The sequence below is a fragment of the Arthrobacter sp. TJ-263 genome, from assembly GCF_058269155.1.
Genome location: NZ_JBZCNE010000001.1, coordinates 1,205,319 through 1,231,857, shown reverse-complemented (window position 1 = coordinate 1,231,857; position 26,539 = coordinate 1,205,319). Strand labels below are relative to the sequence as shown.

At 63.1% G+C, this 26,539-nt stretch carries 28 protein-coding genes and 1 pseudogene; 22 read left to right on the top strand and 7 right to left on the bottom strand.

Going from position 1 to position 26,539, the window contains the following annotated elements:
- Nucleotides 1–48 precede the first annotated feature (48 nt).
- From AC4D2F_RS05790 to AC4D2F_RS05780, 3 genes and pseudogenes are all read left to right on the top strand, one after another.
- Nucleotides 49–222: pseudogene (locus tag AC4D2F_RS05790) on the top strand (transposase); the annotation flags it as partial.
- A gap of 80 nt (nucleotides 223–302) precedes the next feature.
- Nucleotides 303–2,225 carry a hypothetical protein gene (locus AC4D2F_RS05785; RefSeq protein WP_490909823.1) on the top strand — a complete coding sequence of 641 codons (1,923 nt, stop codon included), beginning with the start codon at nucleotides 303–305 and terminating at the stop codon, nucleotides 2,223–2,225.
- Nucleotides 2,226–2,353: 128 nt separating this feature from the next.
- On the top strand, nucleotides 2,354–2,785 hold the full coding sequence (locus tag AC4D2F_RS05780) for a hypothetical protein (protein ID WP_104166102.1): 432 nt from the start codon (nucleotides 2,354–2,356) through the stop codon (nucleotides 2,783–2,785).
- Between the two features lie 944 nt (nucleotides 2,786–3,729).
- Here the strand turns inward: AC4D2F_RS05780 and AC4D2F_RS05775 are convergent.
- Complete coding sequence (locus AC4D2F_RS05775; protein WP_490909822.1) at nucleotides 3,730–3,915, bottom strand: NUDIX domain-containing protein; 186 nt, start codon at nucleotides 3,913–3,915, stop codon at nucleotides 3,730–3,732.
- A 1,237-nt stretch (nucleotides 3,916–5,152) separates the two neighbouring features.
- Nucleotides 5,153–5,566: a VOC family protein gene (locus AC4D2F_RS05770; RefSeq protein WP_490909821.1), complete on the bottom strand. Its 414-nt coding sequence runs from the start codon at nucleotides 5,564–5,566 to the stop codon at nucleotides 5,153–5,155.
- A 367-nt stretch (nucleotides 5,567–5,933) separates the two neighbouring features.
- On the opposite strand from AC4D2F_RS05770, the gene AC4D2F_RS05765 reads away from it, so the two are divergent.
- The 8 genes from AC4D2F_RS05765 (at nucleotide 5,934) to AC4D2F_RS05730 (ending at nucleotide 12,610) form a co-directional block, all read left to right on the top strand.
- Nucleotides 5,934–6,272 carry a P-loop nucleotide/nucleoside kinase family protein gene (locus tag AC4D2F_RS05765; RefSeq protein WP_490909820.1) on the top strand — a complete coding sequence of 113 codons (339 nt, stop codon included), beginning with the start codon at nucleotides 5,934–5,936 and terminating at the stop codon, nucleotides 6,270–6,272.
- A gap of 630 nt (nucleotides 6,273–6,902) precedes the next feature.
- Nucleotides 6,903–7,730 carry a CPBP family intramembrane glutamic endopeptidase gene (locus AC4D2F_RS05760; protein ID WP_490909819.1) on the top strand — a complete coding sequence of 276 codons (828 nt, stop codon included), beginning with the start codon at nucleotides 6,903–6,905 and terminating at the stop codon, nucleotides 7,728–7,730.
- Nucleotides 7,720–8,205: a hypothetical protein gene (locus AC4D2F_RS05755; RefSeq protein ID WP_490909818.1), complete on the top strand. Its 486-nt coding sequence runs from the start codon at nucleotides 7,720–7,722 to the stop codon at nucleotides 8,203–8,205. Before AC4D2F_RS05760 ends, AC4D2F_RS05755 begins: the two co-directional genes overlap by 11 nt.
- A gap of 311 nt (nucleotides 8,206–8,516) precedes the next feature.
- Nucleotides 8,517–8,885: a YciI family protein gene (locus AC4D2F_RS05750; protein ID WP_490909817.1), complete on the top strand. Its 369-nt coding sequence runs from the start codon at nucleotides 8,517–8,519 to the stop codon at nucleotides 8,883–8,885.
- Nucleotides 8,882–10,150: an RNA polymerase sigma factor gene (locus AC4D2F_RS05745; protein ID WP_490909816.1), complete on the top strand. Its 1,269-nt coding sequence runs from the start codon at nucleotides 8,882–8,884 to the stop codon at nucleotides 10,148–10,150. The genes AC4D2F_RS05750 and AC4D2F_RS05745 overlap by 4 nt, the downstream gene beginning before the upstream one ends.
- Nucleotides 10,151–10,319: 169 nt before the next feature.
- On the top strand, nucleotides 10,320–10,829 hold the full coding sequence (locus tag AC4D2F_RS05740) for a recombinase family protein (RefSeq protein ID WP_490909815.1): 510 nt from the start codon (nucleotides 10,320–10,322) through the stop codon (nucleotides 10,827–10,829).
- A 395-nt stretch (nucleotides 10,830–11,224) separates the two neighbouring features.
- Nucleotides 11,225–12,175 (top strand): diacylglycerol/lipid kinase family protein, encoded by a 951-nt coding sequence (locus AC4D2F_RS05735; RefSeq protein ID WP_490909814.1) that lies wholly within the window; start codon nucleotides 11,225–11,227, stop codon nucleotides 12,173–12,175.
- Nucleotides 12,176–12,262: 87 nt separating this feature from the next.
- Complete coding sequence (locus AC4D2F_RS05730) at nucleotides 12,263–12,610, top strand: VOC family protein (RefSeq protein ID WP_490909813.1); 348 nt, start codon at nucleotides 12,263–12,265, stop codon at nucleotides 12,608–12,610.
- A gap of 389 nt (nucleotides 12,611–12,999) precedes the next feature.
- On the opposite strand, the gene AC4D2F_RS05725 is transcribed toward AC4D2F_RS05730, so the two are convergent.
- Complete coding sequence (locus AC4D2F_RS05725; protein ID WP_490909812.1) at nucleotides 13,000–13,680, bottom strand: zinc-binding dehydrogenase; 681 nt, start codon at nucleotides 13,678–13,680, stop codon at nucleotides 13,000–13,002.
- Nucleotides 13,681–14,135: 455 nt separating this feature from the next.
- Here AC4D2F_RS05725 and AC4D2F_RS05720 point away from each other — a divergent pair, with 455 nt between their 5' ends.
- The 6 genes from AC4D2F_RS05720 to AC4D2F_RS05695 all read left to right on the top strand — a co-directional run bounded on the left by AC4D2F_RS05720 (nucleotide 14,136) and on the right by AC4D2F_RS05695 (nucleotide 19,272).
- The gene (locus tag AC4D2F_RS05720) at nucleotides 14,136–14,660 is read left to right on the top strand and encodes a putative immunity protein (RefSeq protein ID WP_490909811.1); all 525 of its coding nucleotides are present in this window, start codon (nucleotides 14,136–14,138) and stop codon (nucleotides 14,658–14,660) included.
- 188 nt (nucleotides 14,661–14,848) lie between these two features.
- Nucleotides 14,849–15,700, top strand: a complete 852-nt coding sequence (locus AC4D2F_RS05715; RefSeq protein WP_490909810.1) for a phosphotransferase family protein — start codon at nucleotides 14,849–14,851, stop codon at nucleotides 15,698–15,700.
- A gap of 225 nt (nucleotides 15,701–15,925) precedes the next feature.
- Nucleotides 15,926–16,237 carry a hypothetical protein gene (locus tag AC4D2F_RS05710; RefSeq protein WP_490909809.1) on the top strand — a complete coding sequence of 104 codons (312 nt, stop codon included), beginning with the start codon at nucleotides 15,926–15,928 and terminating at the stop codon, nucleotides 16,235–16,237.
- Between the two features lie 415 nt (nucleotides 16,238–16,652).
- Nucleotides 16,653–17,852 (top strand): excalibur calcium-binding domain-containing protein, encoded by a 1,200-nt coding sequence (locus AC4D2F_RS05705; protein WP_490909808.1) that lies wholly within the window; start codon nucleotides 16,653–16,655, stop codon nucleotides 17,850–17,852.
- Between the two features lie 164 nt (nucleotides 17,853–18,016).
- Nucleotides 18,017–18,649, top strand: a complete 633-nt coding sequence (locus tag AC4D2F_RS05700) for a class F sortase (RefSeq protein ID WP_490909807.1) — start codon at nucleotides 18,017–18,019, stop codon at nucleotides 18,647–18,649.
- A gap of 401 nt (nucleotides 18,650–19,050) precedes the next feature.
- Nucleotides 19,051–19,272, top strand: a complete 222-nt coding sequence (locus AC4D2F_RS05695; protein ID WP_490910526.1) for a helix-turn-helix domain-containing protein — start codon at nucleotides 19,051–19,053, stop codon at nucleotides 19,270–19,272.
- Here AC4D2F_RS05695 and AC4D2F_RS05690 read toward each other — a convergent pair.
- Entirely contained in the window at nucleotides 19,173–19,670 is a 498-nt protein-coding gene (locus tag AC4D2F_RS05690; protein WP_490909806.1) for a GNAT family N-acetyltransferase, read from the bottom strand. The two genes, AC4D2F_RS05695 and AC4D2F_RS05690, sit on opposite strands and share 100 nt — an antisense overlap.
- Nucleotides 19,671–19,779: 109 nt before the next feature.
- Complete coding sequence (locus AC4D2F_RS05685; protein WP_490909805.1) at nucleotides 19,780–20,070, bottom strand: DUF1905 domain-containing protein; 291 nt, start codon at nucleotides 20,068–20,070, stop codon at nucleotides 19,780–19,782.
- Between the two features lie 556 nt (nucleotides 20,071–20,626).
- Here AC4D2F_RS05685 and AC4D2F_RS05680 point away from each other — a divergent pair.
- The 3 genes from AC4D2F_RS05680 (at nucleotide 20,627) to AC4D2F_RS05670 (ending at nucleotide 22,456) form a co-directional block, all read left to right on the top strand.
- Nucleotides 20,627–20,869, top strand: a complete 243-nt coding sequence (locus tag AC4D2F_RS05680) for a hypothetical protein (RefSeq protein ID WP_490909804.1) — start codon at nucleotides 20,627–20,629, stop codon at nucleotides 20,867–20,869.
- 155 nt (nucleotides 20,870–21,024) lie between these two features.
- Nucleotides 21,025–21,306: a hypothetical protein gene (locus AC4D2F_RS05675; protein ID WP_490909803.1), complete on the top strand. Its 282-nt coding sequence runs from the start codon at nucleotides 21,025–21,027 to the stop codon at nucleotides 21,304–21,306.
- Nucleotides 21,307–21,955: 649 nt separating this feature from the next.
- Complete coding sequence (locus AC4D2F_RS05670) at nucleotides 21,956–22,456, top strand: GNAT family N-acetyltransferase (protein WP_490909802.1); 501 nt, start codon at nucleotides 21,956–21,958, stop codon at nucleotides 22,454–22,456.
- 422 nt (nucleotides 22,457–22,878) lie between these two features.
- Here AC4D2F_RS05670 and AC4D2F_RS05665 read toward each other — a convergent pair whose 3' ends face one another.
- Entirely contained in the window at nucleotides 22,879–23,463 is a 585-nt protein-coding gene (locus tag AC4D2F_RS05665) for a DapH/DapD/GlmU-related protein (RefSeq protein WP_490909801.1), read from the bottom strand.
- A 102-nt stretch (nucleotides 23,464–23,565) separates the two neighbouring features.
- On the opposite strand from AC4D2F_RS05665, the gene AC4D2F_RS05660 reads away from it, so the two are divergent.
- Both AC4D2F_RS05660 and AC4D2F_RS05655 read left to right on the top strand, forming a co-directional pair.
- The gene (locus AC4D2F_RS05660; protein WP_490909800.1) at nucleotides 23,566–24,135 is read left to right on the top strand and encodes an HNH endonuclease family protein; all 570 of its coding nucleotides are present in this window, start codon (nucleotides 23,566–23,568) and stop codon (nucleotides 24,133–24,135) included.
- A gap of 147 nt (nucleotides 24,136–24,282) precedes the next feature.
- Nucleotides 24,283–25,977: a glycosyl hydrolase family 18 protein gene (locus AC4D2F_RS05655; protein WP_490909799.1), complete on the top strand. Its 1,695-nt coding sequence runs from the start codon at nucleotides 24,283–24,285 to the stop codon at nucleotides 25,975–25,977.
- 35 nt (nucleotides 25,978–26,012) lie between these two features.
- Here the strand turns inward: AC4D2F_RS05655 and AC4D2F_RS05650 are convergent, their stop codons facing one another.
- Complete coding sequence (locus AC4D2F_RS05650) at nucleotides 26,013–26,327, bottom strand: hypothetical protein (RefSeq protein WP_104166077.1); 315 nt, start codon at nucleotides 26,325–26,327, stop codon at nucleotides 26,013–26,015.
- Between the last annotated feature and the right edge of the window lie 212 nt (nucleotides 26,328–26,539).

Sequence of the window (26,539 nt, the reverse complement as noted above, 5' to 3'; positions counted from 1 at the left end):
CCCATGGTGGGCGGTTCGACTACGCGGTGGCGGGCACGGTGCGGCGGGCGGCGCTGGCGTCAGATCTTCCTTGCCTACTTCACGACCCACCGCGCGAACAACGGCGGCACAGTGGCCATCAACGGCATCATCGAACGCCACCGTCGCCTCGCCCGAGGCTACCGCAATCGCCGCAACTACCGGCTCCGCATGCTCCTCGCCGCCGGCGGCCTCGAACAATGACCCCCACCCGATGTCCGAAGAGCCGTATTGGGTTGGGTTTGTCGTGGCGCGTGCCTGTTCGTTTGTCTGAGGAAGTTTGAATGAATTTCGATACGGGGGTCGCCGATCGTCTGATCGGCGCATGTCGAGATGCGGCACGTGCGTTGCAGGATCAACGCGGCGGACGGGAGTCGGTTTCAACGGCGGCTTGTGCGGAATTCCGGGGCGTGTTCGCGGACTGTTTCCGGGAGAACGTTGCCGCTGAACGGGCGGCCCGTTCAGAGTTGGTCCATATGCTGGACGATGTCGCACGTCAGGTCCAGAAGGCGAAGAGCGCCGCGGAGGTCGAGCAGCGTCGCCTGAGTGAGCTGACGGCGTGGGTTCTTGCCGCCGGGTGGGCGAGCGCTGGCAGTGGTGTCGCAGTGGATGTGGAGCCGCGCCCGTCCACGGAGGAGACCGACCGTCCGTCGGTGAACGCGGACATTGCACGGCAGGGGCTGCGTGCCTGGGCGAGCGGAAGCACTGCCGGGGCGAGTTCCGCTGACCCTGCCACCCTGGACTCCGCGGTGTCGACCTTCAGGATCCAAGACGACACAGCCCGGGGTGCGGCTGACGGAGTCGGTGCAGCAGCGTCAGAGTTCGAGCGGGAATGCTCTTGGGCGCACTCTGATCTCGATGCTGTCGGTAGTGGGCTGCGGCGGTTCCTGGAGGACAACGAGCAGGACGCGACCCGGCTTTCCGACATCGCTTCGATGTTCCGTGCTGCCGGTGGCAGCGGACATATCGGTCAGGTGACGGTATCGAACGACGTCCTTGTGCTTGCCACCGTACCGGCGTCCTTATCGAATGCGGCCCTGCTGAGCTATCTGTCCACTGCGACGCCGGCGGATATCAAAGCGCTGGCAACATTGACCGGATGGCAGCAGACCCTTCAGCGCATGGATCCGTCGACGATCGGGGCTTGGTGGGCGGGCATGAACAGGGGGGCCGGCGCCGCCGCGGACGTGGCCGGCGTCTCGCAGCGGCAGGAGCTTCTGCTGGCTGCGGCTCCGGCGATGTTCGGCGCCTTGGACGGGATGCCCGCACTGGCCAGGGTACGGGCCAACCAGTTGAACGCGCCAAGCCTGCTCCGTGCGGCGGAGAAGGATCTGGAAACAGCCCTGAAGTTGTCGGGGACCGGGCAAGCCCGCCACGACCCGAACCGAACGGAGATGCTGCAGAATGCGGTGGCATACCTGAAGCAGGTGGAAGCCGGGGACGTCCAGCTCTACCTCTACGACCGGGATCGATCCCGGATTGTGGAAATGATCGGCACTCCAGAGCCCGACACACGGCACGTGATCACCTACGTTCCGGGGACATTCACCGGAATGAACAGCTTCTACACCGGCGGGGTACAGCAGGTGTCGAAATACCTCAGGAGACAGGCGCCAGGGACGGTAGCTTTCGTCTACAAGGATGGGCGATTCCCTGGAGAGGAGGACACAGCCGGCGGCCCGAACATGGGGAGAATCGGCGAGGCGAACGATCAGGACCTTGCACGCGCGTCCGGGCAGCAACTGGCATCCTTCGAGTCCGGGATGCGCACGGATCCCTACCTGAACGGTGCCGAACAAACCGGCATCGGACACAGCTGGGGCCTGACAAACGTCACCAGCTCCGAAGTCGCCGGAGCCCGGTATGACAAAGTGATTTCCCTCGCCGGGGCCGGGATGCTCCCGGACTGGGAACCCCAGCCGACTACGGAATACTCGAACCTGTACTACTACGATGTGCTCATCCACGGTCAGGGAGTCACCAACCCCTTCACGAATAGAGGGGTTGTGTGGGATGGGAACAACCCGATTCATCGCGACGAGTTCGACCAGAACTACTACCGCGGCCCCGACGACGACGAACTCGACGGTGCGATCAACAGCGTCGAAGAAGGGAACATCCTCATGGATAACCACAGCCTCATCGCCACCGACAGCGAGGACAACATGAAAGCGCTCGAAAAAATGCTGAGAACTGTGACTCGATGAGGGCGCGAAGCGATGCCATGGCGTTGTTGCTGGTGGGTCTGATCGGGCTTGCCGGCTGTGCAGGAAACCCAAACGCAGATCCGACCGAGCCACCTGAGCCAACGGCTGCTCAAACACAGGAGGAACCGATGGAAGCTGAACTTACCTGGCAGGAAGCCAAAGCCCACACCCAGGCCATGCAACGGGAGATCGCCGCACTGATCCCGGAAGACGCTGTTCTCTCGATCGATCAACAGCAGACGGGCACGCTTCTGTCCTGCAACGAGACCCAGCACCACTGGGCTGCTTCAACCACGGTCACGGTCGCCGAAGGAACCGAGATAGAGCCCATCGTGAAAACCATCGAAGCCCACTACCGGGCGAACGGAACCGAAATATCCGTCGATAGGGACGAAGTCGATAGGAACGAAGATGAAATCTATCGGATCCAGATCGACCCGCCTGCTCCAGGGGAGAGCCACCTCGTCTCCGAAGGATTGTCCCCGAACGAAATCCGTATCGCATCCGGATCTGCGTGTTTCACTTTGCCCGAGGGCATCTACCCGGGCGGCGATTTCTAAAGGCGGGGGATGGAAAGGACCCCATCAATTGCAATGAGTTCGAACAGCACTACTAGTGGGCCCCGGAGACGGCAAACTCAACTGTGCGATCGACACCATTCGAAGAAGGGAGCATGCGCATGAACAACCACACATTCATCGCCTCCAACCGCGTGGACAACGAGTAAGCACCCAGGGAGATTCTTTGCACTTGCTCTTAATAATTGGAGAAGGAGGCTGGCTGCCAGCGTGGCCAGCGTCCTTTGTGTACCGTACGCAGGCGTGATCTACCTGCGTTCGGGCCCAGTGTTTTCCGTGGGCCGTGCATCGAACGTGGACACACCGTCGCGGACATTTCGGAACTGAGTTCCCCGCATGTATCGCGCCTGTCCATGCGTCTGCCGTATGTGTTCGGATCGAGGTTCCAGGCTGATGCCCTGAGGATGTATGCGGCCTTGTAGGGCGACTTTCACCCTGTATCGACACCGGCAGTTCGAGGCGGCCTCAAGGGCCGGTCCTCAGCGGCACGAACCCTTTTTTGAGCGTCAGTGCCGGTCCATGAGCGGCCTCACTTTTCCGGCGGTTCGGACCCTACAGCTCTATCAGATTCCCGAGGGTGTAACGCAGGTTCGAACGTGCCTGGCTGGAGCAGGCGGCGCGCGATTTAGTGGGCGAGCTAGCGGAAGCTGTGGGCTCAGCCTTGGAGCCGGCTCTCAGCAGAGGATCTTCTGAAGCGGTGCTCCCTCTGAACCCGGCTGCGGCGAAAGCAGCAGTCTTTCAGGGCCGCAACAACTTGTGCTGCACGCCGTTCAGCCCCTGCTGGTCGGGATGTGGGGGAGTCGACCAGCAGTGGCTGGCTGGACAGGGCATCGACCATGAAGCCGACGAACCACGGTGAGCTCAGACGTTATTCGGCTACGGAACGTGGTTGAATTCAGATTCAATGTGTAAGTTCTTCGCCTGAATCACTGGAAATACCGCTCTTCGAAGAGTTCGCGGACCGCGGCTTCCTCCGGAGTTTTTCCGGGTTCGATGGAGCCGGCGGGCACTTGGGCGCCGGCCTCCGTCATGGGTAATGCGTCGTGCGTGAGCACCAGGAGGTGCCCCTCCTGCACGACATAGTAAACAACTTTCTGGACTTCACGGGTCACCGCTTCACTCAACGGACCTCTTGCTGTGTACCTCACCGACCCGTTCGGGGCCTCTGTCAGCACTGTCACAGTCAACCGGATAACGTTTGGTCAGCGGGCAGGGATGTCGCCTTCGTAGTCGTTCCACATACCGGCCAGGACCTGGATCGCGAACCGCTGGTCGTCCTCGGATGCTTCCTTGCCGGCGAAGTCCATGACGAAGTAGTTCACGCTGAAGCCGTCCTCACGGGTCGACTCGTACTCTGTCGCCGCTGCGTGGGTTCGGAAGCGGTAGCAGTGGGCTTCCGCTGTGCTGTATGCCTCGACGCATTTGATTTCGCTGCCACAGGCCGTGCCGGTGATCTCGACGACGTCGGTGGTGACGTCTTTCCGGTGTATTCGCCGTCCATACCGCCGATGAGCGCCAGCGGATCGCTCTACGCTCTGTATTTCTGCTCCGGATCACTCTGGCCCTGATCAGGCAGTTCACCCACACCCACAACGGAGCAAAGCTCGACCTCACTTACCTGAAGCACGACAACTAGGCTTCAGTGATGGGGTCCAACCAAAGTGTCGCCGTTCATTCTGCCCGGTGGCGATTTCGTTGTGCGTCCGTCATTTGTAGTTCGCTCGCGATCCTGCTCATCGCGTTGGGCTGGAGCGGGCTCGTTCTCGTCTTTGGTGGTTTGGTTCTTCCGCCCTGGATCGTTGGCACCCTTTTGTGCAGTATTTCAGTCGTGCTTTCGGTCATTGGCCGGAGAATTCGGGTCGACCCGGAAAGTCTGGAATCTCCGCAAATACGCCCCTTAACAAGCTTGTTCTTGCGGACAGCCGCAGTACTGGCTGTTGCCGGGTCAGTGCTCGCCTTCATGGGCGATGCCGCGTATGAGGCGACTTACACGATCCTGAGGCCGATGGGACCCGATGGGTGTCGGGCCGTTGTGCGAGAGGCGTCATTCCTCATGGCTGGTGAAGGGCAGGTCTACTCAGTACCACCTTGGGGTATCGGCTGGCGCAGTGGTTCTTGGTTCGGAGACGACGGCATCCGTCCGATCGAGAGAGACCTATACACGTTGTCCTGGGGCATCGGCGGGGGATCACTAGTTGTGCGCGGCGACAGCGTGAATCCCGTCTGGCCCGGGCTGCACGGCGTCAACTGTTTCTGAGCCCCATTCTCGCCTTCCTCCCCCCGACAAGTAGCTCGACGCCCTGCCCGCCAGCCGATCCTTCATCGGACCCGCTGACTGTTCTTCGTCGCTCAGGCTACGAAGATACAGAACGGATGACCGGCTGGATCGGCGTAGACGTATAAGGGCTCGTCCGGGTCGTTTGTTCGATCGGAGCAGAGCTCTGCTCCTAATTCCAGCGCCCTGGAATGGTGATGCTCAAGTGTTGCCCGGTCGGGAACGGTCAAATCGAGGTGCAGCTGCATCGGCACGTCAGGCAAGGGCCAGGTCGTCCGCTTCAGGTGATCGACCCGCTGAAAGGCGAGCTTGCGGTTGCCCTGTCCGTCAGTGAGGACGAGCCAGTCGACATCGTCAGGCATGCCCTCATCCGCGGGCTCGTCTCCTGGCCGGTACTGGAGTCCAAGCAGATGGCGGTAAAACTCTGCCAGTCCTCGCGCATCAGTGGTGTCGAGAACCGTGTGCAGTATCTGAGGGAAGCCGGTCATGGACCGAGACTAACGATCCTCGAGGTTTTCAAGCTAGCGAATCCTGCCTTCTGTCTCGCATGCACGAAGGACCGATCCGCTTCCGAGTTGCACCCCCGTCGCGGTACTACGGTGATCGGTATGCCGAAAAACACGTGGCTAGCGGCCATCGCTCTTCTTCTCGTCAATGCTCTCGGAGGTCTGGGCTTCTTCTTTTTTTCCCTCCCTGAGCGATCCGAGTGGGGCGACATGACTACGGGAATCATCTCCGCCATCGTGGCGGCACTCTTGATCTTCAACTACAGGAGAGCTTACGGATCAAGAGCGCATGTGCCTGAGTGACGGCGTCGACGAGCTGACGTCCGCCAAGCGATGGAGGAGCGGCGGCATGACTGCAATGCCGACACTGCATCTGATGGTCGGCCTCCCGGGCGTGGGGAAGACGACGCTCGCCTCGAGCATCGAAGAGCAGTCGGGTGTGCTTCGGCTTACTCCGGATGAGTGGATGCAACCGCTGTTCGGTGATTCAGAAGCTGACGGTAAGCGCGATGTTCTCGAGGGCCGGCTGATCTGGGTCGCACATCGAGCCCTCTGTGGAGGTCTCTCCGTCAACCTAGACTTCGGATTCTGGTCCGCGGAGGAGCGTTACGCACTTCGGGACATCGCCGACGCCGTTCCCATGCCGAGCATCGATGGCGGCGCGGTGATACTGCAGCCTTCGGAATGACTGCAGAGGACCACGATCGCTTCGCGGAGGTGTTCGCCGCACCTACCGAGGAAGAGTCACGCAGTCGCACAATCCCTGTGCCGCCCAGCCCGTTTCCCAGCTGGCCCGCGTGGGCATCATGGAGATGGTTTTCACTGCCCCGCGTGGATCGAATTCAACGAACGGAACACGTTGCAGTCGACGGCTCAGGCAGCGCGTCTCAGTTCAGGGGCCAGCAGTAGTTGCGTCGGTGAGCTCGACGGTTTGACCCATGGGATCCCGACCATATAGCTCGCGGGCCGGAGCCAGACCGGTTGCGAAGACTGTCTTGCACCTGATCCTGCGTCGCGAGTCACTACCGCTATTTGGGGGACAGGGCAGCACGACATAGACGGAGCAGCAGTGGCGGGGAGTGGTTGTGTCTCGTCCAGGTGTGTTGCAACCCATGAGTTGCGGGACCGGGTGCTACTCGATTGGGGGGGGCCGCCAGCTGGGCTCAGCCCAACGACCAAGATCATCGCCAGGTTCTTGACGTAGTTGGTGGGCGGATGATTCCCGTCGCCTGATCGCGCGCACTGGTCTGGGCGCCTGTTCGAGCGCACACTGGGACGACTCTGCGAGGACCGCACCTGCCATCGGACGGAGGCTGTCGTGATCACTCCGACCAACCGTGCCTCGACCACGTCGCCGACGAACCAACCGAGTGTCGTGCGTGGCCTTGCCTGGGTCCCATTCCTGATCGGGTTCGGTTTGCTGTGGGGCACGCTCGCACTGCTCGGCGAATGGGACGCTACCGGACGGTGGGGCATCTTGATCCTGACGGTCGTCGTGCTCGTAGCGGTAGTGGTGGATCGGGTGGCCCAGCGGACACCGTGGCGCGCGACGATCCGGCACCTCGGTCTGGGACGGCCCGCCTGGCGTGCTGTCGCACTCGCCTCGGTGGTGTCCGCGCTGGTGTTGCTCGTCTTTCCGATCACCAGAATCATCACGGGGGCCGAGCTCGAGGTCGTCATCGACTGGCCCTGGATCCTGATCGGACTATTCGCCTTTCACGGCCTCGCGGAAGAACTCGTCTGGCGTGGATACGCTTTTCGCCGACTGCGGCTAGGACGCTCCTTCTCGTGCACCGTTCTCTGGACGATGCCCCTGGTGGCCGCGGCGCACATACCGATACTCCTGCGAAGCGGACCCGTCGTTGGGATCGGTGCTTTGCTCGTCGCCGCAGTCACCTCGGTCCCGTTGGCATACCTCTATGAGACGGGACGCGGCACGATTTGGGCGCCCGCGCTTGTCCATACCGCCATCGACAGCTTCAAGCTGTTCGTCTTGCCGGCATCGGCGGTCCTGACGTTCTCGTTGCTTCTCGTCATGGTCAGCCTGGCCATACCTCTTCTGGCCCTGGTGGTCCCGCGGAGAGCATTTGCGCCTTCCACGGACCGGCCGCACAGCCGGGAAGGAGCGTTTCGCCATGACGGGTGAGCAATGGGCGCTCTCGGCGACCGTCTTCTTGTCCGGGCTCGCGTGCGGCCTCCTGGGGATGCTGTGCACGATCATGCGGCCGATGCTCGCCGAGATGAACGGCCGGGAGTTCCGCAACTTCATGGAAGCGTTCCTCCGATTCGCGGACCACTCTTGGGGGAAGCTGTACAACCTCGGCTGGTCCCTTGGGATGTTCCTCCTGCCGATAGTGGCACTCGTGCTCCTCTGGGAGGACCGCGGTTCCGCACCGTTCGCACTCACTGCGATCGGCCTGAGCATCGTGTTCGTCGGCGTCATCATCGTCTCGAACGCCGTGAAAACGCCGCACTACAAGGTGATTCTGGCCTGGGACCCCGAGGCGCTGCCGTCAGGCTGGGAGGCCGGACGGCAGAAGTACTTTACGATCAACTGGATCCAAATGGTGACAACCTGGTCCGCGTCCGCCCTCTACATTGCGGCGCTGACCGCCCTCTAGAGAGTGCTTCCGAGCGATCCGTTGGCGTCGCGGGTATCTCGCCACCGGCGGTCTCCCTGTTGTCGACGGGAATGGGAGGACGCCCACCTCGATCGACACGATGGCCGCGGGGAGGTCCTCTTCGCGGGATGTGCTGGGGACGGTGGGAGCACAAGACGATCCCCTAGCGGACACCCCCGCACTGGACTCGCGGCGTCTTCGCCCAGAACGGATCTCCGGTGCCCTCAAAAGAATTTCACTCAAGGTGTCGAGAACGGGCTTGCTCGTTCGCTGTATGGGTGTAACTGTTCCACTGACGAAAGGACATCACCGTGAAGTACGTGATCATGTTCACCAGCATTCCCGAGCTTGACGCGCAGGTACCTGCGGACAAGCAGCAGGAGACCTACGGCCGCATGTACCAGTGGTTCGGGGAGAACGCGGCGCAGATCGCGGACGGCGGGGCGCAGCTGCAGCCGGTCGAGACGGCCACCACCGTGAAGTACAGGGAGAGCGGAACGGTGGTTGTCGATGGACCGTTCTCTGAGGCTAAAGAGGTTGTCGGAGGCTTCCAGGTCATCGACGTCCCGGATATGGACGCAGCGATCGCCCTGGTGAAGACGTGGCCGGGGCTGGAACTCCCCGGCTGCGGCGTGGAGATCCGCCCGTTGGTGACGGACTACAGCCAACTCGAGCAGTGACCGAATCGGATGCCGCGGCCGGGCCGAGCGGCGGGGCCGCGGCGTCCGATCTTCTCCTCGCGCGGGTCGTGCGTGAGGAGTCCGGCCGGATCGTTGCCTCCTTGGCCGGGTCGCTCGGCCGCCTCGACATCGCCGAAGAGGCAGTGGCCGAGGCTGTCGAGGAAGCGCTGCGCGCGTGGCGGGGCAATGGGATTCCGGCGGACCCCGGCGGGTGGCTCACCCAGGCTGCACGTCACAACGCCCTCGACCGGCTCCGCCGAGAGAACCGCTACCGCGAGAAGCTGGCGGGTATGGCACCCGAGGTCGAGTGGGGGTATGCGACTGCGGATCCAGCCGACACCGATTCGTCCGATGAGATCGACGACCGGCTGCCGCTGCTGTTCGGCTGCTGCCACCCCGCACTGTCGCAGGAGGCTCAACTCGCACTCACACTGAGAGCGGTGTGCGGCCTCACCACTGCTCAGATCGCACGTGCCACCTTCAGCACCGAGCCGGCTACAGCGCAGCGCATCGTGCGCGCCAAACGGAAGATCGGCGTCACCGGCATCCCGCTGCGCATCCCCGACGGGCCGGACCGGGCGGAGCGGCTCGACATTGTTCTCACGGTCGTTTCGGTGATGTACAACGAAGCCCATCTCGTTGCCGGCGGCGACGCCACCTCGAATCGCGACCTCGCCGACGACGCGCTGTGGCTGGCAGGCGTGATCTCGGCGGCGCTGCCGCGCGAGGCGGAAGCTCACGGCCTCCTCGCGTTGCTGCTGTTCCACCGCGCGCGCGAGTCGGCCCGGTCCGTGGACGGCGAACTGGTGCTACTGGCCGATCAGGACCGGTCGAGATGGAACGAAACTCTCATCGTTCGCGCACGCGCCGAGCTGGAACAGGCCGCCCGGTTACGTCGCCCCGGCCGTTGGCAGCTGCACGCGGCGATCGCCGCGTGCCACGCCGATGCCGAGACCGCATCCGAAACCGACTGGCTGCAGGTCCTCGTTCTCTACGACCTGCTCCTCGGCTACGACCCATCGCCTGTGGTGCGGCTCAATCGCGCCGTCGCACTAGACCGGGTCGGAGCCCCCGCTGCAGCGCTCAGCGAGGTCGACACCCTGAAGAATGACCTCGAGCGTGCGCACCTTTGGCACGCCGTCCGCGCGCACCTACTGAGGCGACTCGGCCGTGACCACGAGGCCCTTGCGGCGGATCTTCGCGCCCTGGAACTCACAGCGAACGACGCCGAGCGCCGGCTCCTCGCAGCGCGCACCCATCGGTGACCTGTGCCGTCATAGGTCTGACAGTCAGCCCTCATCGCCGCCGGCGTGCACGGGGAAAGACGTCATCCGGGCTCCGGAGGGCGGTGCCGACAGCGACGTAGGAGGCGTATGTGAGTCAGATGAGTCGTGGCATGAGCGCCCAGGCCTTCCCGAACCGTCGCACCAGAACTTGGATGGGCCGACCGATGCGCTGGAGGCTGCCGGGTATAAGAAGGTCTTCATCGAGCATGCCTCGGGTGTCCTGGCGAAGCGGCCGGTGCTGGATGACGCTTTGGAGTATCTGCGGGCGGGGGACACCCTGGTCGTGACGAAACTTGACCGGTTGGGCCGGTCGGGGCGGAACCTGAAGGAAGTCGTTGGCCGGCTCGAGCGGCGGGGCGTCGGGTTGGAGGCACTCTCCCAGGGCATCGACATGATGACCCCGGGCGGGCGGTTGTTCTTCCACATGCTGGCTGCGATCGCGGAATTCAAGCACGACCTGAACGTGGAGCGTACGAAGGATGGTCTGGCCGCGGCCCGGGGCCGGGGTCGGACGGGTAGGGGTCGGGTGAAGATGACATCCAATAGGGCCCGGCAGGCGCGGGCGATGGATGACGAGAAGACCTACACGGTGAAGCAGATCGCCGAGACGTTCGGGGTTTCCCGGGGTCGGCACCTGGGCGACGACGCCAGAGCCTGAGTCTGTAGCGGAGCGGCGACGAAGAGCTTGAGCTGAGGCCGGCCGAGCAAGGATAGAGTTACCCTGCGGTGCGCCCGCAAACTGATCCTGCACCGCGACGGCGGATGGTGGAAGTGCGGCCAGATTACGAGCCGGATACGTCGTGCGTGTGGTTGCTCTGGGTAACGGCAAGAGTGCTCCAGGCGACAACCGCCGATTCCAGCAGCCACCCATACCTGCGCCACAGCCCAAGCGAAGATCTACGCCGCAGCAGCGCAAAACCGATCACGAGTACACCGCACGATCTGGCCCCGATGGCTGAGAAGGCATGCCCGAGAATAGGAAGGCGACTTATTATCGGAGTAGTGACGCTGTGATTGCACTGTTACTGGCATGAACGATCAGGGAGAGCATCCATGAAGGCACCGCTGGAGTTACCGCGTAAGTTCGACGTAATCACGATCATCTTCAACCCCAACAGTACCGGGGATGCTCCGAAGCTCGCCGGGGAGCTGCATGACGAGTTGATGATCAAGCTGCCTGGGACCGATGTCCGGTTGACTCCCACCCAGCACGCAGGTCACGCGGTGGACCTGGCCCGTGAGGCCGCGTCATCGAGGAAGGCCTTGGTTGTGTCGGTCAGTGGGGACGGCGGGTACAACGAGGTCGTCAACGGAGTGATGGCCAGCGGCAGCGATGATGCTGTGTGTGCGGTCTTGGCCGCGGGCAACGCGAATGACCACAGCCGCGTCACGGGACGCCAGCCCTTGGCGGAGGCGATCGTCGAGGGTCGGGTCCGGCGGATTGACCTGCTGCGGATCAGCATCGACGAGCCGGACACCAGCCCGGACACCAATCAGGACACGGAGCGCGAGGCGAAGTTGGAGGCGGGGCCGGTGCATGCGCATTCCTACATCGGATTCGGATTGACGCCGATCATGGCCATCGACCTTGAGAAGGGCAGCAAGGGCGCGATCAAGGAGATGTTCTCCGTGGTGCGGACCTTCTCGAAGTTCAAGCCGTTCGAGATTCGGCAGAACGACGGCCAGCGAAGGAAGTTCGACAGCCTTGTGTTCGCTAATATCTCGCAGATGGCGAAGTACGCAACCTTGAGCGAAGCCGACGATCACCCGGCCGATGGAAAGTTCGAGGTCATCACCTTCCCTCACATGGCCAAGTGGAAGATCCTCCTCACGGCCCTGCGAGCCTCGACCAAAGGTCTCGGCGATCAGCCGAGCTACGAGCAGTACCGGTTCTCAGCCCTGAAGCCCATGCCGTACCAGATCGACGGCGAAGTGAAAGAAGTTAGGGCCGGGGCGGACATCACGATCGACTGCATCCACAAGGCCCTGCCCATTCTCGGGTGAAACCATCGGTTGAAGGACGCCGATGCTCGATCTAGCTACATCCCCAGGAACACCTGCCGCCCCAACCGCCCCCGCAAGCAGCTTCCCGTGCCGCTGACCTCGTACCGTCCGTTTGCCCAGGTCCGAGTGCACGGGGACAGCGGTGAACGAGTCACGATCCTCGACGTGGGTCGTGCCACTCTCGAGATCGCCAACCCAGCTCAGGTCACGATGATCGACGCGGTTGAAGTGGGACGGCAAGTTAGCCCGGATTTGCGGGTTGCCTTCGAAGTTCGTGATGTCGAGCAGGCCACCGACCTTCTCACGTCGGGCGGCGCGGAACTCATCGCACCTCCGACCCGCACTCCGTGGAATTCGATCAATGCACGCCTCGAAGCCCCGGCGGGTCTGCAGATCACGCTCTTCCAGGAAGATCCGCCCAGCGATCCGACCTGATGGTTTGCCCGCAGATCAGGCGTCCGCCCGGCATCACGCGCCTAATCCTTCAGGTGATGCTGGAGGACGCTAGGGTCTACTTCGGCACGACCACTTGGCCGGCGGGGAGAAATGGCTGACTGGCCTGAAACTCACTGCGACTGACGAAGGATTCACGATGGGCTCAGGGCAGGCGATACGGGGACTAGCGCTATCGCTTCTTCTAGTGGCGTCTGGACGTCCGTCAGCTGTCGGACGCTCGCTTTTGCAGGACCGCCTGAACGCCTGAGCACGACAACGAGATTTTTACGACGACGAACGTTTCACCCAGACACCGGAAGTCGCCCGGTGACCGATCCTGAATGTGCCGTTGCTGGGATGTTCACCCGGTTCTTGTGGCCCGCCGTGGTTCAGGCGGGGATGACGATGACTTGCCCTGAGATGCGGCCGGTATTGGCTTCGGCGTGAAGGGCGGGCAGTTCCGTGAGCCGGATCCGGCGTGTCACTTCGACCGTGAGTGCGCCGTCGTCGACGAGGGATACCAGCTGCGCGAGCCGGTCACGGTTGCGCAGGACGAACACCGTCGCCGCCCGCACCCCTCGGGCATCGTCGCTGGGGGTGGGCATGAATGCCGTGGTACTGACCACTACACCGCCGTCGCGGACGGCGGCCACGAACGCGGTGAATTGCTGCGGATCGATCGGTGCGAGGTTCAGCAACATGTCCACCTGCCCGTCGACGGTGATGAGCAAGTCCGTGTCGGTGTGATCGATAGTCTGATCCGCGCCCGCTGCGCGCACGGCATCGATGCTGCGCGGGCTGGCCGTCGCAATGACCTGCACGCGGGCTCGCTTGGCGAGCTGGATCGCGTACTTGCCCACGACGCCCCCGGCACCAATGATCAGGACCCGTTGACCCGCTTCGAGCCGGCCCTCGTCGAAAAGGGCCTGCCACGCGGTCAACGCGACCGAGGGTAACGCCACTGCATCGCCCAGCGGGATGGTCGTCGGAGCTGCGACAACGGCATCCGCGGGTGCGATGACGTACTCGGCCGCTCCGCCGTCACGCTCCATGGGCAGGAAAGCGATCACAGCGTCACCGATCGTCAACCCGCCGACGCCCTCACCAACCGCGTCAATGGTGCCGGAGCAGGAACTGGTCCTAGGATCACCGGATGGATTCCTTTGACGTCACGGTCGAGCACGAAGTGTTCCGCGTCAGTGAAAGACGACAGCCCGGTGGGGCCTTGTCCTATGACTTCGCGTGGCTCAACGGACCAGCCGATGGAACGTATGGCTTCAGCGTCCGGCGGGTCACGTCCGGGACGGGAGGAATCACCTCGGATGATGCGGCCCGCATGACACGAGAAGAGCTCGTCGCGGAGGTCCGCGGGTTCGTCGAGAATGTGTACGGACCGGGAGGGATCGGGGAGACCTGGCCAGATCATGTCCCTGCCCGCGACCGCCGATGACCGCCAGCGGATCCCCTACCGCGCAGCAGCAGGTTGTATTGCCGCCCGGGAGGAGAGGGGGTAAGAAACAGTCTCATGATCCTTCCTGCTGTTCGCGATCCTCGCCTCGTGTCCATTCGGCGCGGTGGGCTACTGGCCGAGGCTGATCATCAGCTCCTGGCCTTGTGGGCAGCTACCTGCGCCGAGCATGTTCTAGGGCTGTTCGAGGAATCAAACCCTAGTGATGACCGCCCTCGTGCGGCGATCGAAGCGGCACGAGCATGGACGCGTGGCGAAGCAACGATGATGGTCACCCGAGCGATCGGAGGACACGCGATGGGCGCTGCGCGTCCCCTGCGTGGTGGTCCACGGTTTGCGGCATACGCAGCTGGCCAAGCGGCCTGCGTCGCACATGTTCCCGAACACGACCTAGGCGCGGCCGCCTATGCCATCAAGGCTGCCGCAGCTGCAGCGCCACGCGATCACCAAGGGGACACCGCGCGTGCTGAGCGCGACTGGCAGCGTCAGCAGGTTCCCGCCCATCTCCGCCCCCTTGTCCTCGAGGACCAAAGCCGCAGAAACAGCATCTGCTGGTTCGTCTTCAAGGACGAACTCCGCTGAGGAACAGCCCCTAAACCGTTCCCCATCGGAACGAGCGAAGCGCTGCAGCGACTCCTGGCCCGCCAATCAGCCGTGAAGGCCCCGCCATCCTGACGAAAACTCACGTGCCCCCGTTACTCATTCCCGCAGTATGCCCGGGCCACGAGGTGGTGGGTTTCGTTCCGTGGACACCGACCTAGACTGTTCCGATGACCAGCTGGGATCGGGAGCTTCTGAGCGAGGAACAGGCGAAATTCGTCGTCGGGCAGCTCCCAACACCTTTACTGGTGGAGGACTTGTCCTGGAACCTCGTCGACACCAGGGTTTTGCACGTCCGAGCCGAAGATCGGGACTTCGTGGTGAAAGCTGCTCCGTCCTCGAATCATCACATCGGGCGGGAAATCACCGCCCATGAAACCTACACGGAGCCGCTCGTGCGGGAGGCCAGGACCGGGCGGCTGGTTGGGGCGAGTAGGGCCGCGAACGTCCTCATCACGGCCTATCTGCCCGGCACGCTCGTCGAGGGCTCAGATGCAGAGTGGTGCGCGGACATGTACGCCCAGGCGGGCTCTTCCCTTCGATCACTCCACGATCAGCATGCACGCGTCGATGAAGGCTACGAGATGCGCGTGACCCAGAAGGCAATCGACCTGCTGGGTCAGCGCCACCGCATCGATTACGAAGTGGCGTCGGAGACACGCCGCATCCTGGCCTCGGATCGGCCGGGCCCGGCCGTCGTCGCACCAACCCACGGCGACTGGCAGCCGCGGAACTGGCTGCACGACGGCGCCTGGCTGCACGTGATCGACTTCGGCCGGTTCGATCTCCGGCCGGCCGCCACGGACCTCTGCCGCCTCGCCACCCAGCAGTGGAGAGAGCGACCCTGGTTGGAGGCGGCGTTCTTCGAGGGCTACGGACCGGACCCACGTAGCAAGGAGACCTGGCGGATTGATCTGCTGCGGGAAGCTGTCGGCACAGCAGTGTGGTCCATTCTCGTCGGCGACACCGTGTTCGAGGCCCACGGACACAGAATGCTGCACGAAGCGATATCCCGCTTCTAAGGATCAATCCTGCTTCCAGCGCCGTCCGGCTTTGCCACTCCGCTGGTCGTACAGCGTGTGCCAGAGCGCGTCGTGACCCGCCGCGCGCTCGTGCACTCAAGGGATCCTCTACCGAGAATTTGCTTCTGTCATCCCAGCGGACCGACGCCGAGTAGGGGTGTTGTCGTGTGCTGCTCCTCCCCGTATGCCTGCGAAAGGTGTTTCCGGCTGGTCAATGCTGGAAGGGTGGACTGGTACGACACGAAGATGCCGGTATTCGGAGACCGAACTGGGGGAAGCATGAAGGTATTGAAGTCGACCGGCACGATCGTCTTCGCTTTCGGTGCCGCACTCGCTGCCTGCATGTTCGCCCTGATGCAGTACGCGCACAGTGTGCGGCACACCGCGGTACCGATCGTGCCTGGGCTCCTGCTCCATCTCGGACTGACCATTGCCCTAGCAGGCCTACTTCTGTTGGCGATTGCCCTGATCGGGTTGTACCTCACAAAGAAACAGAACCACAGATTCTGCTCATCCGCGGGCAAGCAAAAGCGCTGATCCCGCTGGCCGGGCCACGCCTGCAATCGGCGGACAATCAAGCCACCGACTTCGAGTACATTGTCGAGCGTCCAGTGGTAGGGGATAACGTCGGGACTGAAATGCTAGTAAACCGAGAACCTTTACCGAGCGACATTACAGTTCACGTCACTTGTCGAAGCAACTCAACTGACGCACTCGTTCGGTGTACCCGGACATGATGGTTCGATCCTGTAACCATCTTGTGCTGTTCGTCGCTGCAACTGGTCGGTAGGGTCCGTTCTGGACGACGTCGTATTTCCTGCGGCATTCCCGCGTGACGGTCTCCCACGATGTATTCAGTTGCTCAAATTACCCGCGCTCCCGGTCCTGGCCATTGCATTCCATGATGCGAGGACAAGACCCGCGGACATTCACCTCAGACAGAAAGAATCACATGAAGGTCACGCTCAAGCAATCAACGCACCTCGTCAGGGGGGTATCGATGCTGGCCCTCTCGGCCCTGCTGTTAGGCGCTGGATCAGCAATCCCCGCTCACGCAGCCGAAGGCGTGCCATTCACCCCAGCCATCGACCTATCGGTCGCACCGGTGACCCCGGTGGGTTCCAAGGCCACCGTCACGGTGAACGTAGACGCTGTGGCAGGGGATGAATGGACCGATGTGAACGGGACGAAAGCGCCCGTCACGGTACGAGTCGATGTCTACGAGCATGAAGGAAAATTCTCTGCGCCTGCTCAGGTGCCGGGCCCTGTATCCAGCGAGACCTTCACGACCTCCGAAGGGCCCGGGGAACACACGTTCACTCCCCAGGATGTGACCTACGTGGACGGTGCCGGGTACACGTTCGTGGCGTCGATTCTCGTTGCCGACGGTTCGAACCCCGAATACATCGAACAGGACACGAGCACCGAGTACGGTGCTGAGGGAACATCCACCGATTACCTCCTCGCCCCGAGCCTCTCGTGGACTCCGAGTGCCGAGAGAGTGGAGCGGGGAAGCGCGGTCACGACGACATTGAAGGGGTACAACTTCGCCGGGAGGACCCTCGACGTGCAAACGCGCCTCGCTGGTCCCTTCGAATCCGTGGACGCCGCCTGGACCGGGATTCCCGAGTCGATCGCCACAGTGGTCACATCGTTCGATGGGACTGGTGAGGTGACCACCGAACCGATCGTTGTCACCGAAGCGGGCATCTACATCTGGGACCATGCGATCGTCGTCGGCGATGAGCGCCAGCCGATCTTCTTCACCCAGTGGAAGCCGGACGGAAGCACCCCCGGGCTCATGCTCGAGGTGATTGCTCCCGCAGGCCCCGCCGAGCAGCTGCCAGGGCCGGAGAAGGCGACTCCGGAGGCCGACGGGAACATCTTCACTGGCTACGCAGACTGTGGAGCGGCGAAGGCCGCCGGGTGGATCAACATCGAGAAGGGTCAGACCCACTACAGCCCCGCTCTCGACCGGGACCAGGATGGTATCGCGTGTGAGACCGACGGGTCCGACTCCGCCGTGGTCATCGACGGCGGCACTGCCCAGACCTCCGGTCTCACCTCCGCCGGTGTCGCAGGGTCCTGCCTGATGCTCGGTGCTCTCGCTTTCGGCCTTGTTCGTCTCCGGAGGAAGACGCCAGCAGCGTAGGTATCAGAGCCTCCACGACGTGGGCCGGCTGAAGCACGTCTTCAGCCGGCCCACCCTTCTCCGAAGGGTCCATGATGTCAGTACCGAGTAAGAGGGTCGCGGTTTCCCCGCGGAGAAAGCCTGCACGACCAGCAGGCATCGCTGTGACCCTTGCAATTGCATGCATGGGCGCAGCGTTGTTCTTCTTCTGGGGCTCTCAGGACCCGACCCCGATGGCGCACGACGTCACGCAGGCATCAGAGGGGGATTCCCTCCGCGATCAGCCTGGGATCGACCCGAAAGGCGTGCAGGAGCCGTCCAGAGACGCAGCCCGATCACCCGATCCGTCAACCGCACCGGCTCCTGTGCCGGTCGCGCCATCGACGCTCGACATCCCCTCCGTCGGCATTTCAGCGCCCATTGTCGAAGGCGGTGCAGAAAGCGGCGAGATGGTGCTCCCTGAGTCGTCCAAGGTCGCTCAGTACACCGGGGCTGCTCCTCTTGAGGCCGAGGACGGTTCAACGGTGATAGCAGGGCACGTGAATTTCACCGACGGGTCCTGGGGTGCGCTGGGACCTCTGCACCAGGTGCGGGAAGGCGCCCCTGTCTACGTCACGGACAGCGAGGGAGAAGTACGCCAGTACGTCGTGAGCAAGATGTCGGTCCTCCACAAGGAGTCCCTCCCGTACCAGATCTTCAGGACCGAAGGGGATCGCCAGCTCGTCGTCGTGACATGTGGCGGTGAGGTGGAGAACGTCGACGGCGCATGGGTGTACACGCAGAATCTGGTCGTCTATGCGACGCCGGTAGCAAACTGATCGACGGCGCTGCAACGACGAGCCACCGAAGCGCTTGTTGGCCGACGCCCAATGCCGGTCCTCACTGCTCCTATCGCCACATAGGGCCGCCACTTAACAGCGGTTGGAGGGATCGGCGCACGCTCGGCCCCCACGATGAAGATGGACGGACGAGTACCTCTTGCGCGCGCCCAAAGGGGCTACCGACTGTCATTCGCCGTCTCAGGAAGCGATGGCGGCCTCAACCGGTCAATGCACCACTCCTTGGCAGGATGAGTGGTGCAGGTGCGTGTGGAGCTCACGACGGAGCAGCAGCAGGCCATCTGGGAGGGGTGGCGGGACGGTGAATCGTTCCGTCAGGTCGGTGACCGGGTAGGGCAACCGGCGCACGTGGTCCAGTACTTCCTCCGGGGTCATGGGGCATCAAGCCGAACGTTCCTCGGCGGAACCGCCGGCACCTGACTCATCAGGAGCGCGAGGAAATCTCTCGCGGTGTTGCAACAGGGTTGTGTATCCGCAAAATCCCCGCGGCCCCGGGGTGGTCTCACTCGACACTGGCTCGGACCAGGCCGGCCAGCATCTTCTCGAAGATGTCATCTGTCTCGGTGGCCCACTGCTTCTGTCCATCGTCGTCGACGTACTGATAGGTCGTCGTGGTTGTCTGCCCCGTGGGCCTGAAGCCCAGGCGTTCATAGAGCCGGCGGGCACCGTGGTTCTCGATGCCTACGCCGAGGTAGAGCCTGTCGAATTTGGCCCGCGTGGCGTGATTCTCTATCCAGGCGCCGAGCGCTGTGCCTACCCCGCCACCTCGAGCCGCTTCCTGAACAAACAGGTGCTTCAGCTCGGGGGTGTATTCCGAGGTCAGATCCAGGACCACGGTCCCGACCGGCTGGGTCATCCGCCAGGCTGCGGCGTACACGATACGGTCGGCGGCTTGGTGTTGAAGAAGGGTCCGTGCGATGCCCGATCCTGGTGGTTCGGCCATCTCAAGTGCGACCAAATCTCCATCGGCACACTGTCGAACCGCTATCTCCTCAGTCATATGGTGTCCCTCGCTCACGTCTCTTCTTCGAGCCTACCGAGCGCGGTACTACCGCGGCCCGCCCGAACCGTGGTCCGGCAGGAATTCTTGACTGGATGTAGGACGCCGCTCAGGCGGTGCGCGCGGACAGGTGCACGTCGACCACGTCTCCGAGGCCTTTGCCGAGAGTCTTCCGCAAGGCAGCCCGAATCGGCATCATGTGGGTGCCACCGCCCACGGGCAACATGGAAGCGGCGTACTCGTGGCCGTTGACGGTACCTTCGACTTTGACGGCTCTCCCGGTGCCGAATGCCTCGGCCGAACCTGGCATCTGGACGCACAGCCATCCGCTGTTGTTGTCGGCGATGATCTGCGCCGAGAAGGTTATGTTGAGGGCGGGGAAGTTGGGGGTATCTGTCATGCGCGGCCTCCTGGTGGTCATAGGGATACTTGTCCCAGCTGGCCGATCACGATTCCGAGTCAAGTGCATGCTTCACACCAAGCCGGGCATCGGGGCTCACTGGCAACCTCGAGTCGAAACTTACATCTATCCGCCACAGTCTTGAGTAGCTCGCGGGCGGTCCCAGCAAAGTCAAGGTTCGGAACCCATCCGGGAGAGGATGCGTTTGTGAATGACCTGCTATCTGCCACGCAGATAGCAGGGGGGTAGGTAAAACGACTACGAGTTCGACTTCCCGGTTCGATAGTAAGCCAACGCAGCCATGGCATGTCTGGAGTGGGTTATCGCAATGCGATGACTAGGCTCTGATCACTGGGTATCCGATATTGATCATGGGGGTAGTAATGGCTCTTGGTGGACCGGAGATTTTCATTTTCCTGCTGGTGTGGCTGATCCTGATCTCAGCCGCAGGGGTTGTGCTGTACCTCATCATCCGATTGGGCGTGAAGCACGGAACACGGTCCTATTACGCCGAGGCTGCACCGCGTCCGAGCCCTGATTCACAGCCTGACCAGTGATGAACTATCACTCCGGGCCGATCAATGTCTGTTCAGAGTCATCCGGAGCCTTCTTCTGGTTCGCGGTCGCTCTGATCAACGCGGGCCTCGCCGAGCAGAAGAACCGCTCTCGTTGGGCTTGGTTCCTGATCTCTCTGCTGTTGGGGCCGCTCGCCACCGCGATGATCGTCATCTGGCCAGCACCAGCACCTGGGGCGTCGGTGATGTCCCCTCGTGCCGACCGACAGATGCCCGAGGCATAGTCGTCGGAAGGTGGTTCCTCGACGGGTCTCCCGTCGTGGGGCAGGATGCTCCTATGGGGAACCGGACGAAATGTGTTGTTACTGCCGTCTGTACGGCTCTTCTGCTCGCCGGCTGCTCTTTCCCTCCGTCCTTCTCCGAGGAGGAGAAGCTTGAGATGCGGAACAGCACCAGCGAATACCAACAGGTTGTTCTGGAAGATCTGGTCGTGACTGAATCCGAGTACCGGGACGCGGTCGATGCGATACGCAACTGCGTCCAGGACAAAGGATGGGGGGTCGGGCCCGTCGCTGAGCAAGACGGCCACCAGCTCGGATTTCAGTCCTCCTACAGCGGGGACACCCCATCCGGTTATGAAGAGATGCAGGCCTGCGAACAGGAATTCATGTCCCAGGTCGGCCCGATCTGGGTGTCCCAGCGCACCGCATTGACCAGCTGAGCGGAGTATGCCGAAAAGGACAGCCGGCAGACTCGTACCGCGGATACACCTCCGAACGGCACCGAGCGCCTGCAGGGATTGGTTTGACCACGCACGCGCAAGCATTCATCATCTGCCGCGGTGGAGTGAGGCCCTCGCCGGTGTTTCAGCTATGAGTACGGCATCCGTGCACGTCATCTTCGCGATTACCAGACGTCACCCTTCGTCGTGCCACGGCAGGTGCTTTCATGGGGTTGATCGCCGGAATAGGGATGTTCGTCATCTCCCACGCTCAACCAGCTCTGGACCCTGAACGATTCGCGGCTGGAGCGTGAATCCTGGGCAATCGGTGATCTTCGCCTTCGGGGGGCGCGATCCTTGGGACTGGGTAGGGTTTGGCCGGCGGCTTCGGCGCCTTGCTGTCGTTGCGTGTTCGCGCAGCAGTCACAGAGCCGGAAAAGTTGCACTACTCAGCTACTGCGGGGCTGGGAGCAGCCGCGGTCACAGCAGCATGCACTGTCCTAACCTTCAACGGTAGGCACGCCTCTTTGAGTGTCGATCCGGGTGGGCGTCGGGCTCGGCTCGGTATCGGCAGTCACTGCTGCTTTCCACACACGACGCCTTCTCCGCCCAACTCCAAGCCCTACCGGCTAGCGACCCTGAAACGCTCATGAACTACGAGGCCGCTATCCTTCGTCCCATGACGTGCACCATCCAACTCGCCGCCTTCGAGGATCCGGCCCTCGAGGTCTTCCTGCGTGCCCACTTGGCGGATATGGCACCGCAGTCTCCGAAAGAGAGCCAGCACGCGCTGGACATGGCTGCCCTCCAGCAGCCGGGCGTCAGACTTTGGGTTGCCTGGCACGAACGGCGGATAGCAGGCACGTGCGCATTAGCGGTGCTGGAGCCAGGGCACGAGGAGCTCAAAAGCATGCGGACAGAGCCCGAGTTGCGGGGGCGGGGAATAGCGTCCGAGTTGCTGAATCACGTGCTCACGGATGCCCGAGCACGTCACATCAGTCGTATCTCCTTGGAGACCGGAAGCATGGACTTTTTCGCGCCCGCCCGAGCACTCTATGCCAGACACGGCTTCGATCCGTGCCCACCCTTCGGCTCCTACAAAGAAGGTCCGCACAGCTCATACATGACGCGCGTAGTAATGACCGCTTGACCATCCTCAAGTGAGATACCTTCGTGGGCAATCTAGGTGATCGTGGCGCCCCGGGCCCGGCGCAAGGGCATCGACCGGCAACTCGAAGAGCGTTACTGGCACCAGCACTGACGGAACAGGCCCCGGTCGGAGCGCACCTCGGTTGGCTCCTCTGACGTGCAGGTTCTCGTCGAGACTCGGCGTGAGGACTAGGTCCTGCGTCGCGACAGGATGGGCCAGAGCGGCGGCGAGACAGAATCTCGTCGGTCGTCACCCTGTCACGATGACGTTATTTCGTGACGGAACGTAATGGAGTTCCGCGTCAACATGCAGTGCTTCATTTCCGCAGCGAAAGAATGCGGCTCAGCCGACCGGATTCGATTGAGCTGCACGTTTCTGTATCCGCACAACGATGTCCGATGAGGTAGTCCCAGGCCGGGGAATCACCCTTCCGGAACCGTGCCCACCTGCTTCGCCGGCACACCGAGGACCACTGCCCCCGCGGGAACATCCTTTGTGACGACTGCACCGGCGCCCACCACGGCCCCGTCGCCAATCGTCACGCCTGGCAACACCGTCACGTTGGCCCCGAACCACACGCCCCGGCCGATCACCACGCGGGCCGGGTGCATGTCGGCCCGTCGGCTCGGCACTATGTCGTGGTTCAAGGTCGTGATCACGGCATTGTGACCGATGAGGGACCCATCACCGATGTCGATACCGCCCTGGTCCTGAAACCGGCAGCCGCTGTTGACGAACACATCCACGCCGAAGCGGATGTTCTTGCCGAAGTCAGCGCTGAACGGCGGGAAGAGTTGGAAGGACCAGGGGACCTCGCGTCCGGTCAGCTCGCTCATCAGGGCGCGCACCTCCTTGGGGGAGTGGTACCGCCCATTGAGTTCGGCAGTGATGCGCAGCGACTCTTGGCTCGCTGCGTGCATTGCCTCATGGTGCGGTGAACCTCCGGGGATCGTCTCCCCGGCGTTCAATGCGGTCAGGAGCTCGTCGAGACCCGGAATTTCAGCCATGCGCAACGATATCGTGCCCTTGCCGCACCCTCAGGAAGCAATCATATGAACCCGACAGAAACTCCTCCGCAGGAATGACGGGTAAGGGCCGCGGAGTGCGAAGTGCATGTTCTGCCCGGAAAGACGGAAGCGTTACCCCAGTTCCATCCGATGTGTGACAAATCATGGCAAACTGCCAAAGGCGTCCATTGGGGACGTCCATCACTCAGGGATTGCCAGGACACTCGCGCCGAAGTCCTTGTCACCGAGACGAAGGCTGCGCTTTCCTACACGACGGCCCGTCACTGCACCGTTGCTACCGGACGGTGGACCACGACCTTCGACAACAAGGTGCACACCTCCGCGAAAACCGTGCAGATCGACCACACCGTCCCTGTTGCCGAGGCATGGGGGTCCGGCGCTCAGAAATGGACCCAAGCCCGACGTGTCGCGTTCTACAACGACATCGGCTATGCCGGCGCCCTCAACGCCCAAACCACACTGCTGAACCAGCAGAAGCAGGCCAAGGGGCCCGAGGACTGGCTGCCACCGCTCAACCGGTGCTCCTATGTCGCTCAATGGGTGACGGTGAAAGCACGCTGGGGAATGACGGTGGATTCACGGGAGAAAGCGGCCCTCGTCCGTATCGCGGACCAATGTCCCGTCTCACAGTTGACCATCGCGAAGTACTGACCTATTGAAGGAACGCCCCGCGCTCCGAATGGGTGCGGGGCGTTTCTATCTGTGGTTTCCGTCCGACTCGCACCCGCGGCACGCGACATACCGTAGCCTGATGGAGCCGCTGCCTGCCGGTGCTGGTCTCACATGCCGGAGGAACGAATGAAGCGAGTGCGCCCGCGCCCATTGCAGCGGATCGGCGTCCTGGCCGTCGCTGCCCTGCTGGGAATCAGCGGCATTGCGTCCTGCTCATTGCAGGACCCTTCGGAGGGGGCCGGTTCCGAGGATCCCGCCACGATCCCGGCCCGCATCAACGGGTACCGGAGCGTCGGCTACTTCCCCCAGTGGGGGGTCTACGGGCGCCAATTCCCGATGAAGTCCCTTCAGGACTCGGGTGCTGCCGGAAAGCTCAGCCACATCAACTACGCCTTCGGCAATATCCACCACGAGACGCTCACCTGTTTCGAGGCGAATCAGGCTCAAGGAAGCGGTCCGGACGGCTCCGACGGCGCCTCCGACGCCTGGGCGGATTACGGAATGGCCTACGGTGCCGCCGACTCCATTGCAGGCATCGGCGACACAGCCGACCAGCCGCTGGCCGGGTCCTTCAATCAACTGCGGCAGCTGAAAGCCGCCAACCCCGGGCTGCGTGCAGTGATCTCGCTCGGCGGGTGGACCTGGTCGAAGAACTTCTCCCGTGCCGCCGCGACCGACGATTCCCGCAAGGCGCTCGTTGCCTCCTGCATCGACCTGTATATCAAGGGAAACCTTCCGACCATCGATGGCAGGGGAGGCGCAGGGGCTGCGGCCGGCATCTTCGACGGCATCGATATCGACTGGGAGTGGCCCGGCAGCGACAACGGGCTCGACGGGAACGGGGTGGACCCCGAGAACGACGCCGAGAACTTCCGGCTGCTGCTGCAGGAATTCCGTGAGCAGCTCGACGCCTACGGTGCCGTCACGGGGGCCTCCTATTCCCTGAGTGCCTTCCTTCCTGCCAATCCGGTGGACATCGAGGCCGGCGGCTGGAACAACCCCGAACTCTTCGAGTACCTCGACTTCGGGAACATCCAGGGCTACGACCTGTGGGGAACGTGGGAGCCGGGACTCACCGGCCACCAGGGGAACCTGTTCGATGATCCGGAGGATCCGCGCCCGAACAGTCAGCGGTTCTCGGTGGACCGGACCGTGAGTGCTTATCTCGATGCCGGAATCGATCCCGGCCAGCTCGGGCTCGGCCTCGCGGCGTTCGGCAGGGGCTGGGCAGGTGTCGACACCGCGAAGCCCTGGGGCGCAGCCACCGGGCCGGCGCCGGGCGGCGAAGAGCCCGGCCTCGAGGACTACGACGAGCTGCGGGAGGTCGGCGAGGAGTTCACCGACCCGACGGTCGGGGCGGCCTGGCGTTTCGACGGCGATACGTGGTGGAGCTACGACAACCCGGAAACCGTGCGCCTCAAGAGCGATTACGTCCTCGAGAAGGGGCTCGGCGGTGGCATGTGGTGGGACCTGGCGGGCAACCGGGACGGATCGCTCCTGACTGTACTGTCCGATCGGCTGCGCGAAGCTCCACAGGGCCCGGCTCGCGACAGGGTGATGCCCGCGACCGCGGTCCAGGTACCCAGTACGTCCACAGCGGCACCGGGTACGCCCGCTCCGGGCGCTGCGCCGGCAGCCGCACCCTCACTGTCCGCCCAGGAGGCTGCGGACGCCGCACCCGTGACGTGGGACGAGGACGAGGTCTACACGGAGGGCCGCCGGGTGGTCTTCGAGGGCGAGGTGTACCGGACGCAGTGGTGGACCAGCGGCGATGTTCCCGGCGTCGAGCAGTGGGGCCCGTGGAGACCGGCGGACGGCTGACCGCCACATCGGGGCCTCGACGTCCGAGAACGCCGTCACCACATCCGGCTGGTGGTCTCCGACACGAAACCGCGCCCGTCCGAGAACCAGTGGATCGTCGGGCTGTTGCGCGCGGTCGGCGTCGTGAGCTCGGCGAACAGGTCGGCGTTGAACCGGTTGTTGAGCTCGGGGGAACTGAGCACCGTGTCGCGGGTGATGACGAACACCGGACCCTTCAGGCCCCTGCTCTGAATGGACAGGTGCACCTCGGCATGCTCGTCGAGACGCGCCTTGAGGGCCCCGATCGCCGCCTGGACGTTCGCGTCGTCGTCCCAGACCGCGGCGTGCTTGTCCACGAACAGCCAGGCCATGGTGCTCCTCGTCCGTACCGCGTGCCACTTCACAGGGGGTCCGCCCGGTCCGCGCCCATCTAGCATCGACCCGGCGTCGTCGTTCTAGCAAAGCACTGGGCCGAACGCCTTATCAAGCACCGGACGGCGACGGGGATCGAGGACCCGTTGCTGACGGGGAATCCTGCCGCGACAGCCCCTGCCCCGGAACCATATATTGCTGGGGGCGCGCT